The organism is Sphingopyxis sp. (assembly GCF_036261875.1).
Taxonomy (GTDB): domain Bacteria; phylum Pseudomonadota; class Alphaproteobacteria; order Sphingomonadales; family Sphingomonadaceae; genus Sphingopyxis.
On sequence record NZ_DATAJZ010000041.1, the window covers coordinates 1 to 11712 of the forward strand.

The 11712-nt window shown below is 64.6% G+C and carries 11 protein-coding genes; 3 read left to right on the top strand and 8 right to left on the bottom strand.

The genetic code is table 11. The annotated features are described in order from the left end of the window. Nucleotides 1-54 precede the first annotated feature (54 nt). The 3 genes from VHO04_RS18210 to VHO04_RS18220 form a co-directional block, all read right to left on the bottom strand. Nucleotides 55-1548: a CpaF family protein gene (locus VHO04_RS18210; protein WP_329629626.1), complete on the bottom strand. Its 1494-nt coding sequence runs from the start codon at nt 1546-1548 to the stop codon at nt 55-57. Between the two features lie 102 nt (nt 1549-1650). Continuing rightward, a complete protein-coding gene (locus tag VHO04_RS18215) occupies nt 1651-2241 on the bottom strand; it encodes a hypothetical protein (protein ID WP_329629627.1) in 591 nt (196 codons plus the stop codon). Continuing rightward, nucleotides 2228-4264: a hypothetical protein gene (locus tag VHO04_RS18220; RefSeq protein ID WP_329629628.1), complete on the bottom strand. Its 2037-nt coding sequence runs from the start codon at nt 4262-4264 to the stop codon at nt 2228-2230. The genes VHO04_RS18215 and VHO04_RS18220 overlap by 14 nt, the downstream gene beginning before the upstream one ends. 104 nt (nt 4265-4368) lie before the next feature. On the opposite strand from VHO04_RS18220, the gene VHO04_RS18225 reads away from it, so the two are divergent. Continuing rightward, nucleotides 4369-4833, top strand: coding sequence for a DUF6265 family protein (locus VHO04_RS18225; protein WP_329629629.1), 465 nt, complete (start codon nt 4369-4371; stop codon nt 4831-4833). 336 nt (nt 4834-5169) lie between these two features. On the opposite strand, the gene VHO04_RS18230 is transcribed toward VHO04_RS18225, so the two are convergent. From VHO04_RS18230 to VHO04_RS18250, 5 genes are all read right to left on the bottom strand, one after another. Further along, nucleotides 5170-5427, bottom strand: coding sequence for an ATP synthase F1 subunit epsilon (locus VHO04_RS18230; protein WP_329629630.1), 258 nt, complete (start codon nt 5425-5427; stop codon nt 5170-5172). A gap of 124 nt (nt 5428-5551) precedes the next feature. Next, complete coding sequence (gene atpD, locus VHO04_RS18235) at nt 5552-7093, bottom strand: F0F1 ATP synthase subunit beta (RefSeq protein WP_329629631.1); 1542 nt, start codon at nt 7091-7093, stop codon at nt 5552-5554. A 24-nt stretch (nt 7094-7117) separates the two neighbouring features. Next, entirely contained in the window at nt 7118-7993 is an 876-nt protein-coding gene (locus VHO04_RS18240; protein WP_329629632.1) for a F0F1 ATP synthase subunit gamma, read from the bottom strand. 107 nt (nt 7994-8100) lie between these two features. Further along, a complete protein-coding gene (atpA, locus tag VHO04_RS18245) occupies nt 8101-9630 on the bottom strand; it encodes a F0F1 ATP synthase subunit alpha (protein WP_329629633.1) in 1530 nt (509 codons plus the stop codon). 39 nt (nt 9631-9669) lie between these two features. Then, the gene (locus VHO04_RS18250) at nt 9670-10236 is read right to left on the bottom strand and encodes a F0F1 ATP synthase subunit delta (protein WP_329629634.1); all 567 of its coding nucleotides are present in this window, start codon (nt 10234-10236) and stop codon (nt 9670-9672) included. 275 nt (nt 10237-10511) lie between these two features. Between VHO04_RS18250 and VHO04_RS18255 the strand changes: the two genes are divergently transcribed. Together VHO04_RS18255 and VHO04_RS18260 are read left to right on the top strand one after the other, a co-directional pair. Further along, nucleotides 10512-11192 carry a dienelactone hydrolase family protein gene (locus VHO04_RS18255; protein ID WP_329629635.1) on the top strand — a complete coding sequence of 227 codons (681 nt, stop codon included), beginning with the start codon at nt 10512-10514 and terminating at the stop codon, nt 11190-11192. 23 nt (nt 11193-11215) lie between these two features. Beyond that, on the top strand, nt 11216-11692 hold the full coding sequence (locus VHO04_RS18260; RefSeq protein ID WP_257545345.1) for a DUF6790 family protein: 477 nt from the start codon (nt 11216-11218) through the stop codon (nt 11690-11692). The last annotated feature ends 20 nt before the right edge of the window (nt 11693-11712 follow it).

Sequence of the window (11712 nt, forward strand, 5' to 3'; positions counted from 1 at the left end):
CGATTTGCCGCGTCGTCGCGGCTCCGGCCATGGCGTGAGCGCCGCTCGGACGGACTACAGACACGCCTCGAGATAAGGCTGATCAAACCCGAACATCTTCGCCTTCTCGAGCGTGTAGGGGCGCAGCCCCATGCTCCGGTACTCGCCGATGATCTTCCCGTCCGGCGTCTCGTCCAGATATTCGAACTTGAAGAGCTCCTGGGTGACGATGACGTCGCCTTCCATGCCGATCACCTCGGTGACGTTGGTGACGCGGCGCGAGCCGTCGCGCAGGCGCTTGATCTGGACGATCAGGTCGACCGAATCGGCGATCTGTTTCGAGATCGCTTCCTTCGGAATCTTGATGTCGCCCATCAGGACCATATTCTCCATACGGCCGAGGCATTCGCGCGGACTGTTCGCGTGGAGCGTGCACATCGATCCGTCGTGACCCGTGTTCATCGCGGCGAGCAGGTCGAAACATTCGGCGCCGCGAACCTCGCCCATGATGATGCGGTCGGGACGCATACGCAGCGCGTTCTTGACGAGGTCGCCCATGTGGATCGCGCCATTGCCCTCGAGGTTCGCGGGGCGCGTTTCGAGCGGCAGCCAGTGCGGCTGCTGGAGCCGCAGCTCGGCGGCGTCCTCGATCGTCAGCACACGCTCGCCGGGGTCGATCATCTTCGACAGGGCGTTGAGCATCGTCGTCTTGCCCGAGCCGGTGCCGCCCGAGATGACGATGTTGAAGCGGCTGGCGCCCGCGATTTTCAGCGCGGTGCACATCTTCTGGCTCATCGCGCCCCATTGGCAGAGCATGTCGAGCGTGATCGGCTTGGCCGAGAATTTACGAATCGAGATCGCGGTGCCGCGCAAGGACAGCGGCGGCACGATCACATTGACGCGGCTGCCGTCCTTCAAGCGGGCGTCGGCGAGCGGCGTGGTCTGATCGACGCGGCGGCCGACCATATTGCAGATGCGCTGCGCGATCTGGAACAAATGCTGTTCGTCGCGGAACTGGATCGGCGCGATGACGAGCTGACCCTTGCGTTCGATATAGGTCTGATATGGCCCGTTGACCATGATGTCGCTGATGTCGGGATCGGAGAGCAGCTCTTCGAGCGGTCCGAAGCCGAGCAGTTCGTCGACGAGCACCTTTTCGAGCGCGAACTGCTCGCGGCGATTGAGGGTGATGCGAAGCTCGGCGAGCACTTCGAGGATGATCGGGCGGAATTCCTCGGTCAATTCGTCCTTCGACAGCGTCGCCGCCGCTTCGGGGTCGACGCGTTCGAGCAGGCGCGGCAGCACCTGTTCCTTGATCTTGTGGACCGACGCCTCGAAGCCTTGCGCCTTTTCGGGTTCGGCCATTTCGGCGGTCGAGCGCTGGTTGAGCCGCTCCATCGCTTCCTGTTCGGGGGTCAGGTTCGACGGAATCGGCGGCGGCGCCTCGGCCGCGGGCGTATCGATCGCAGGGAATTGCGAGCCGCCCATGCCAGGGCCCGTCTGCATCGGCTTCGCCACGCCAAAGGCGGGGCGGCCAGCGGTTCCGGGTCGGCGTCCGAATGCACTCATTCGCTTTGTCCTGCTTCAAATCAACACGTTGGACATTGCCGCGCCCGGCGCGGACGAACCCCCATTGGGCAAGGTGAATAAATGGGAAACTTTGATAATCTCCTAATGCGGGGACGCGGCCGGGGCCTCGGGCGGTGCGGTAGGGGCAAGGCCCACGAAGCGCGGGTCGGTTCCGAACAATCGCGCCAGCGTGCGTGAAAGCGCCAGGAAGCGATGGCCCTGATCGGTCAGGCGGACATGGCCGTCGACCGTCACGATATTGCCCGACGCCGTCTGTTCGGCGATCCGCCGGTCCATCTGCCGCATGTCGCCGACATATTTCCGGACGAAGATTTCGGTAATCCGCCGCTCGTCAAGCGCTTCATCCTGATGCTGTTCGATCTGGGCGAGCATGAAGACGCTGATCGACCGGTCGAGCGTCACCGGCAGGACGATCAGAAAGCAGATGTTGAAGCTGAGCGACAACGCCCCCGCCGCGACGATCGTGGCGGGATCGAACCGCCATCGACGCAGCGCCATGGCGGCCATCACGAGCGCGGCGGACAGCCCACACAGGATCAGGCCCCGATAGAAGAGGATCGACACCCCGGCGAACAGGGGCGAGCGGGTAAGGCCGACATAGAGGATGAAACCGGCCGCAACCGCCAGCATCAGCGTCAGCAGGAGGGAGGCGAGCTGTCTAATCGGAAGCACCTTTCGCGATGGACGCGAAGTCGATGATGCACGCGCGCTCGTTTCTGTAGAGGCAGCGAAGCCCCGGCGGTGGGCCGCCCGCGGCTTGCCACACCGGATCGGCGGCGACGAAAATCAGATAATCAATATGATTCGCGCGGGCGATGCCGGCAATTCGGGCTGGCGTCAGCCGCTGCGCGAAAATCGGGCGGATCGCATCGCGCCGCTCCTGCGCCATGCCGGCGCTGACCCCGAACAGATTCGCGGCCCCGTCGGCCAGCGCGACGCGGTTGCGGCCATAAAGGCCGAAATCGAAAATGCGATAAAGTTGCGCTGGATTATGCTGCAGGATCGCCCGGTGCGGCAGATGATCATTGGCCCAGTTATAGGCCCGGCGCTGCGCCATGTCGTCCAGCGGCTGCCGATTGACCGGATCGGGGTAGATCGCGGCGGGATCGGGGAACTTTGTGCGCAGGCCGACCATGTCCCAGCCATTGCCCGCGACGCCGATGAACAGGAACAGCCACCCTAGCGCCCCGGGCCGCAGGATGCCCCGACCGCGCGGCGCCATGCTCTGGACCACCGCCGCGGTCCAGATCATCGCGGCGAACTGCGCGAACCAGATGATACGCCAGCCAAGATCATTGTTGATGATGCTCGATCGGACAAAGCTGACGATCAGCAGCGAGGTCAGAAAGCCGATCAGCAGAAAGCTTCGGATCGGCTTTCCGGCCGTGCGCGCTTTGCCGCCGGACCGGCCGTAGAGGCGCAGGTAGAGATTGCCGCCCAGCGCGAAGAGGCCGAATTCCAGAGCATAGCCGATCGGCAGAAGCGCGAGGACGAGCAGAGCCTGAAGCGTGCCGGCGCTGTCGTACTGAAAGCCGCTGACGCGGCGAATCCAGAATTTGACGGGCATCCCTTCGCTTACCCGGCCATGCAGCAGATCGACGAACTGGGGTGTGGCAAAGAGCAGCGCGACGAGCGCCGCAATCGCCGCGAACAGCAACAATTGCGGACGCCCCCGGCGTCCCTCGACCAGCACCCAGAGCAGAAGCGCGGGGGCCGCGCCGAGCGCGATCCACGCCGACATTCCGAAAGCTGTTGCAAAACTGAGCCCGGCAAGGCCGGCCAGAACGAAGCGCGGCGATGGCGGCGTCGCGGCGCGGTGCAGCAGCAGAACGCCGCACCAGGCCGCGATGAAGCCGCCGAGATGATGGGGAACCCACATCATCGACGTGAGCGCGAACCGGATTTCCTCGTTCCAATAGTCGACCTGCCGCGCCGCCGAGCCGGTGATGATATATTCGAGCAGCGCCGGCACCAGGTCGAGCCCTGTCACGAAGCACAACAGCGCGGCGATCAGCAGGAAGCGGCGGTCGCGCCCGATACGGATCAGATCCGCATCCTTGGCGACGCGCCACAGCAGCGCGACGAAGGCCAAGCCCGACCAGAAGGCGGTGGCGGCAAAGGCCATGCGGCTGTCGACCAGCCCGCCCGCGATCCAGCGCACCAGCGCCCCCCAGATATAATAGTAATAATAATAGCCTGCCGGTTCGGGGCGTGCGTAGAAGGGGTCGTGGAGCGGCAGGCCATATTGCGCGATGCTCTCGATCGTCGCGGCATGCTTGACCATGTCGAAGGTGATGAGGCTCTGATAGAGCCGGTCGCCGATATCGACGTCGACGGCCGCCACGGCGAGGAGAAGCCACCAGAGTAGCACCAGCGCGGCGAAGGGCCAGCCGATCCGAAGCGCGGGGCGTCGATAGAGCGGTGCTGCGGCCAGAACCAGCGCGGCGTGCACGGCCAACGTCCCGGCGATGCCGATCGCGCGAATGAACAGCGCATCGAAAGCGGGCAGGATCGCCAGTGCAAGGATCAGCGTCCAGCCGACCCGCTGCCATCCGCCGTCGATCCCCCGAAAGCCACGCGTGCGGCCGAGCCGTTCGAACAGCAGGACGCCGGCAAAAGCGGGAAGGATGAAGACCAGCGCCGCGACAAGCGTGCCGAGCGCCAGTCCGGCGATATCCTGTGCGAAATAGGTCATGGGCCGGCATTCGGCCTAGACGAAATATGGTAAAATTAGCTTTAACCTGTTCTTGCCGCTCGCGCGGGGCGATATTTTACGGCGCAATGCGAAGGAGGATGCCGATGCGACAGGCAATCATGGTCTTGGCAGCGTTGGCCGCGGTGGGCGCCGCCGCGGCGTCGGACGTCTCCGCGCCGCTTCCGGGCTGGATGGCGGGGGCGTGGGAACAGACGGCATCCGAAAATCGCTGGGCCGACGAATATTGGACCCCGCCACGCGGCGGCATCATGATCGGCGCCGCGCGAATCGGGAAGGGCGAACGCCTTGGCATTTTCGAGCATACGCGCATCGTGCGAAAGGCGGACGGAACGCTTGCCTTCTTCGCGCAGCCGTTCGGACGCCCCGCGGCCGAATTCCCTATGGTCGCCGCGGGGGAGCGGATGATCGAGTTTGCCAACCCGGCGCATGATTATCCGCAGCGCATCCGTTACTGGCGCGAAGGCGACCGGCTGAAGGCCCGGATTTCGCTGATGGACGGCAGCAAGGCCGAGGACTGGGATTATGGCCCGCCGGGAAGCGGGGGGTAATTTCGTCAGGTCATAATGAATGCGCGTATTTGACGGTTCGCCGACGGAACGTCCGGTCACGACGGGAAGCGGACTTACCTTACATCGTCATCCCGGACTTGATCCGGGATCCATTCATCCGGCGCTGAGAGAATGGATCCCGGATCAAGTCCGGGATGACGAGAGTTTGGAAGTCGCGCGCAGCATCTCTTATCTTCGTCATTCCCGCGAAAGTGGGAATGACGAAGATAAGAGGGGCAACTCTCTACCCCAAAACGGGCCTTCACACCCTGCATAGCAGCCAAAGGAAAGGGGCCCGAAGGGGCCCCTTTTTGATCCGGCGATAAACCCCGCGCGTCAGCCCGCGATATGCTCGGCGAGGACGGTGAGACCGGTTTCGTTCACTTCGGCAAAGCCGCCTTCGACCTCGATCGTCTCGGGTGCTGCGCCGCTGGTGGCATAGATGGTCAGCGGGCCGTTGCGCAGCGTCGCCATGAAGGGCGCGTGGCCTTCGAGCACCGAGAAATCGCCCTCGCTGCCCGGCACGGTGACCATATAGACGTCGCTCGACCGCTCGAGGCGGGCGGGGGTGACGAGTTCGAACTTCAGGGCCATTCTTCAATCTCCCCCCTCCCGCTTGCGGGAGGGGTCGGGGGAGGGTGTGTTCCGGTTCGGCGAAAGGCCTGTTCCCCGACAGGCCCTCCCCTAACCCCTCCCGCAAGCGGGAGGGGAATTCGATTTACGCCGCGTCGGCGGCCAGCTTGGCGGCCTTGGCGACCGCTTCCTCGATGCCGCCGACCATGTAGAAGGCCGCTTCGGGAAGATGATCATATTCGCCGTCGACCACCGCCTTGAACGACTTCACCGTGTCTTCGATCGCCACGAACTTGCCGGGGATGTTGGTGAAGACTTCGGCGACGTGGAACGGCTGCGACAGGAAGCGCTGGATCTTGCGCGCGCGGGCGACGACTAGCTTATCTTCTTCCGAAAGCTCGTCCATGCCGAGAATCGCGATGATGTCCTGCAGCGACTTGTACTTCTGCAGCGTTTCCTGAACGCGGCGGGCGGTTTCGTAATGCTCCTGGCCGACGATCGCGGCGGTCAGAACGCGGCTGGTCGAATCGAGCGGATCGACCGCCGGATAGATGCCGAGTTCCGAAATCGCGCGGTTCAGCGTCGTGGTTGCGTCCAAGTGGGCGAACGAGGTTGCGGGAGCAGGGTCGGTCAAGTCGTCCGCGGGAACGTAGATGGCCTGCACCGAGGTGATCGACCCCTTGTTGGTCGAGGTGATGCGTTCCTGCAGCGCGCCCATGTCGGTCGACAGCGTCGGCTGATAGCCCACGGCCGAAGGAATACGGCCCAGCAGCGCCGACACTTCCGAACCCGCCTGGGTGAAGCGGAAGATGTTGTCGACGAAGAAGAGCACGTCCTGGCCTTCCTGATCGCGGAAATATTCGGCGATCGTCAGGCCCGACAGCGCGACGCGGGCGCGGGCGCCCGGCGGCTCGTTCATCTGGCCGAACACCAGCGCAACCTTCGATCCCTCGGGGGTCGGGTTGCCGTCCTTGTCCTTGGCGATGACGCCGGCGTCGAGGAATTCGTGATAGAGGTCGTTGCCTTCGCGGGTGCGTTCGCCGACGCCCGCGAACACCGAGGTGCCGCCGTGGCCCTTGGCGATGTTGTTGATCAGTTCCTGGATCAGCACGGTCTTGCCGACGCCCGCGCCGCCGAACAGGCCGATCTTGCCGCCCTTCGCATAAGGCGCGATCAGGTCGATGACCTTGATGCCGGTGACGAGAATGCTCGTTTCGGTCGACTGGTCGACGAATTCGGGGGCCTTGGCGTGGATCGGCGCCGTCGCGGTGGCATTGATCGGGCCGCGCTCGTCGATCGGGTCGCCGATGACGTTGAGGATGCGGCCGAGCGTCTGCGGGCCGACGGGAACCGAGATCTGGGCGCCGGTGTCGGTGACGGGCTGGCCGCGGGTCAGGCCGTCGGTCGCGTCCATCGCGATCGTGCGAACCGTGTTCTCGCCGAGGTGCTGCGCGACTTCGAGGACGAGGCGGTTGCCGTTGTTGTCGGTTTCGAGCGCGTTCAGAATCGCCGGCAGTTCGCCGGTGAACTGAACGTCGACGACGGCGCCGATGACCTGGGCGATGCGGCCCGTGGCGGCGCCGGCGGGGGCCGCCTTCTTGGGTGCGGCGGCCTTCTTCGGCGCAGCGGCCTTGGGCGCGGCGGCCTTTTTGGCGGGAGCCTTCTTTTCAGCGGGAGCGGTAGCCATGGTCTTCTTCCTCGGGTTGATCGATTAGAGCGCTTCGGCGCCCGCGATGATTTCAATAAGTTCGGTGGTGATCGCCGCCTGACGCGTGCGGTTGTAAATGATGGTCAGCTTGTTGATCAGTTCGCCTGCGTTGCGCGTCGCATTGTCCATCGCGGTCATCGACGCACCCTGTTCGGACGCGGCGTTTTCAAGCAGGCCCTTGAAGATCTGGATGGTGACGTTGCGCGGGAGCAGGTCGGCGAGGATCGCTTCCTCGTCGGGCTCATATTCGACCGCGGCGCCGCTGGACGTCGGGGCGTCCCCGGGCGGCGGGACCGGGATCATCTGCTGGCCGGTCGCTTCCTGAAGCAGCGCCGAGCGGAACTTCGAATAGAAGAGGTGCGCGACGTCGAACGCGCCGGCTTCGTAAAGCTCCATCACCTTCGCCGAAATCTCGTGCGCCTGCTCGAAACCGATGTCGCGAATGCCGGTCGTGTCATATTGCTCGATGATCTGGCCGGCGAACAGGCGCGCGATCACCGGGCGACCCTTGCGGCCGATGAGGTAGAAGAGAACCTTCTTGCCCTCGCCCTGCAACTCCAGCGCCTTGTCGCGCGCCGCCTTGACGATGTTCGAGTTGAACGCGCCGGCGAGGCCGCGGTCGCTGTTGAGCACGACGAGCAGATGGGTGTCGCTCTTGCCGGTGCCCGCGAGCAGCTTCGGCGCCGAATCCGACGCGCCGACCTTCGACGCCAGGCTGGCGACGACGCCTTCGAGGCGCTCGGCATAAGGGCGCGCGGCTTCGGCCGCGGCCTGCGCCTTGCGCAGCTTGGCGGCGGCGACCATCTTCTTGGCCTTGGTGATCTTCTGGGTCGATTTGACCGAGACGATCCGCCCTTTGAGTTCCTTGAGTGATGCCACTCTATCGGTTCCTCTTCTTCGTCATTCCCGCGAAAGCGGGAACCTAGGGATAGCTTGCGCTGCGTCGCGCTGGGTCCCCGCTTTCGCGGGGATGACGAGGTTCAGTGTTACGCGAAAATCTTGGCGAAGGCGTCGAGCGCCGCGACCAGACCCTTTTTGGCGTCGTCGCCCAGGTCCTTGGTGTCGCGGATCGTCTTCAGCACATCGGCATGGTCGCTGCGCAGATAGGCGAGCATCGCCTGTTCGTAGCGCGAGACGTCGGCGGTGCCGACATTGTCGAGATAGCCGTTGGTGCCGGCGAAGATCGACGCGGTCTGCTCCTCGAACGGCATCGGCTGGAACTGCGGCTGCTTGAGAAGCTGGGTCAGGCGCGCACCGCGGTTGAGCAGCTTCTGCGTCGAGGCGTCGAGGTCCGAACCGAACTGCGCGAAGGCTTCCATCTCGCGATATTGCGCAAGTTCGAGCTTGATCGAGCCCGACACCTTCTTCATCGCCTTGGTCTGCGCGGCCGAGCCGACGCGGCTCACCGACAGGCCGACGTTGATCGCCGGGCGGATGCCCGCGTTGAACAGGTTGGTTTCGAGGAAGATCTGGCCGTCGGTGATCGAAATCACGTTGGTCGGAATATAGGCCGACACGTCGCCCGCCTGCGTTTCGATGATCGGCAGCGCGGTGAGCGAGCCCGAGCCATTGTCGCTGTTCATCTTCGCGGCGCGCTCGAGCAGGCGGCTGTGGAGATAGAAGACGTCGCCGGGATAGGCTTCGCGGCCCGGCGGACGGCGCAGCAGCAGCGACATCTGGCGATAGGCGACCGCCTGCTTGGAAAGATCGTCATAGACGATCACGGCGTGCATGCCGTTGTCGCGGAAGAACTCGCCCATCGTCACGCCGGTGTAGGGCGCGAGATACTGAAGCGGCGCGGGCTCCGACGCGGTCGCGGCGACGACGATCGAATATTCCATCGCGCCATTTTCTTCGAGCTGGCGGACGATCTGCGCGACGGTCGAGCGCTTCTGGCCGACGGCGACGTAGATGCAATAGAGCTTCTTCGACTCGTCGTCGCCCTTGTTGGCTTCCTTCTGGTTGATGAAGGTGTCGATCGCGACGGCGGTCTTGCCGGTCTGACGGTCGCCGATGATCAGCTCGCGCTGGCCGCGGCCGACGGGGACGAGGGCGTCGAGCGCCTTGAGGCCGGTCTGGACGGGTTCGTGGACCGAGGTACGCGGGATGATGCCTGGCGCCTTGACCTCGACGCGCATGCGCTTGTCGGCCTTGATCGGGCCCTTGCCGTCGATCGGATTGCCGAGGCCATCGACGACGCGGCCGAGCAGGCCCTTGCCGACGGGAACGTCGACGATCGTGCCGGTGCGCTTGACGGTGTCGCCTTCCTTGATCTCCGAGTCCGAGCCGAAAATCACGATGCCGACATTGTCGGCTTCGAGGTTGAGCGCCATCCCCTTCACGCCATTGGCGAATTCGACCATCTCGCCGGCCTGGACATTATCGAGGCCGTGGACGCGGGCGATGCCGTCGCCGACCGACAGCACCGAGCCGATCTCGCTGACCGTGGCGTCGGTGCCGAAATTGGCGATCTGGTCCTTGATGACCTTGCTGATTTCAGCGGCGCGGATTTCCATTATTCAGCCTTTCATCGGGGCATTTGAGCGTATGGGCTTTTAGCCCTTCATCGCCTGCGCGAAACTATTGAGACGGGTACGGATGCTGCCGTCGATCAACTGGCTGCCCAGTTGGACGACGAGGCCGCCGAGAATGGCGGGATCGACGGTCGTCGCGACGGTGACGTCGCGGCCGACACGGGATTTGAGGTTCGCGGTCAGCGCCTTGATCTGCTCGGCGGTGAGCGGGTGCGCGCTCGTGACCTTGGCGGTCACTTCGCCGCGATGGTCGGCGACGATCGCGTTGAAGGCGGCGATCATGCCGGGCAGGTCGGCGAGGCGGCGATTCTCGGCGAGGACGCCAAGGAACTTCGCGGTCAGCGAATCGAGCTTCAGCGTCTTGGCGACCGCTTCGATCGCCTTCGCGGCGTCGCTACGGCTGACGACGGGGCTCGCGATCAGCGCCGCAAGGTCGGCCGAATCGGTCAGGCCGGCGCTGAGGGTGTCGAGGCTCTTGGCGACCGCGTCGATCGCGTTCGATTCGCGCGCCAGATCGAACAGCGCGCTGGCATAGCGGCCCGCGAGGCCCGCCGTGATGTTGCCCTGAATGCCGCCGGAATTCTCCACGCGCGAAAGTCCTTCTCTACGATCCCGAGGGGGATGGCCGAGCGGGTTTTCATGGCCTCCGAAGACACCCCCGCTGCACAGTCGCGGCGCGCGTAGCAACGATTTTGCTGCAATGCAAGGCGAGGCAGGATGGAATCCCGTTCCGCTCCCGGCCCCGTTCGCGCCGAGCTTGTCGAAGTGCCGTTCTTTCGTCAAACATGGGCGGGTGAAGGACGGTGGTTGACCTGCAGTCGCCTGGCGGCCCGACAAGCTCGGCACGAACGGAAGAGAGGGAAATGATGGGCGAAATGATCCGCATGACGATGGACGATGGCGCCGAGATCGCGGTCTATCATGCCGAGGCGGAGGGCAAGCGCCGCGGCGGGCTTGTCCTCATTCAGGAAATCTTCGGGGTCACCGACCATATCCGCGAGCTTTGCGACGAATATGCCGCCGACGGCTATGAGGTGCTGTCGCCGGCCCTCTTCGACCGTGAGCATCCGGGGTTCGAGAGCGACTATTCGGGGCCGCAGTTCGAGCGCGCGGTCGAGCTGGCGCGAAAGCTCCATCCGTTCGAGCAGAGCCTGAAGGACGCGCAGACCTGCATCGATGCGCTGAAGGGCAAAGGCCCCGTGTTCATCACCGGCTATTGTTACGGCGGCTCGGTGGCGTGGCGGATGGCGCAGATCAGCCCCGACCTCGCGGCGGCGTCGGCCTATTACGGCAGTCTCGTTCCGACCCAGTTCGCCGACCAGCCACCTGTCTGCGCGGCGATCGCCCATTTTGGCCGCTTCGACGGCGGCATTCCGATGGAGGGCGTCGAGGCGCTGATCGCGAAAGCGCATCCGACCGCGCAGATCTTCGTCTATGAAGCCGGGCACGGCTTCAACAGCGACCGGCGCAAGGACTATCACGAGCCGAGCAGCGAAACGGCGCGCGAGCGGACGCTGATGCTGTTCAAGGCGTGCGGGGGATAAACAAGGACTGGGGGCAGGGGACGATGCATCTGACCGTTGTTCTGCTGACCATGCTGGTGCTGCCGGCGGCATCGGTGCTGATCGAACGCTGGACGGGCGGCGGGAGCGCGAGCCTGTGGGTGCTGATCGGCAAATGGTTCGTCTTTTGGGGCGTCGGCGTCCGCCTGTTCATCGCGGGCGCGCGGCAGATCGTGAAGCCCGAACTGACCGCGACCGGGATTTTCGGCGTCACCGACAAGGCGGCCTTCCCGCTCGCGCAGGAACTCGGCTTCTGGAACCTCACCATCGGGCTGATTTCGATCGCGTCGATCAAGCGCCCCGAATGGGTGGCGCCGATGGCGATCGCGGGGATGCTCTTTTATGCGATGGCGGGCGCGCTGCACGTCACCGGCAAGGACCGCGGCTTTTCGGAGAATGTCGCGATGATCTCCGACCTCGGCATGGCGGGCCTGCTGCTGGCGTTCCTGGTCGCGACCTTCCCGCTGTGGGCGCGTTCCTGAAGCGAGCGTCGGGTGGTGCG

Coding starts and splice junctions, on each gene's coding strand:
- VHO04_RS18210 (WP_329629626.1), bottom strand. CDS start 1,548: ATGAGTGCATTCGGACGCCGACCCGGAACCGCTGGCCGCCCCGCCTTT.
- VHO04_RS18220 (WP_329629628.1), bottom strand. CDS start 4,264: ATGACCTATTTCGCACAGGATATCGCCGGACTGGCGCTCGGCACGCTT.
- VHO04_RS18225 (WP_329629629.1), top strand. CDS start 4,369: ATGCGACAGGCAATCATGGTCTTGGCAGCGTTGGCCGCGGTGGGCGCC.
- VHO04_RS18230 (WP_329629630.1), bottom strand. CDS start 5,427: ATGGCCCTGAAGTTCGAACTCGTCACCCCCGCCCGCCTCGAGCGGTCG.
- atpD (WP_329629631.1), bottom strand. CDS start 7,093: ATGGCTACCGCTCCCGCTGAAAAGAAGGCTCCCGCCAAAAAGGCCGCC.
- atpA (WP_329629633.1), bottom strand. CDS start 9,630: ATGGAAATCCGCGCCGCTGAAATCAGCAAGGTCATCAAGGACCAGATC.
- VHO04_RS18255 (WP_329629635.1), top strand. CDS start 10,512: ATGATGGGCGAAATGATCCGCATGACGATGGACGATGGCGCCGAGATC.
- VHO04_RS18260 (WP_257545345.1), top strand. CDS start 11,216: ATGCATCTGACCGTTGTTCTGCTGACCATGCTGGTGCTGCCGGCGGCA.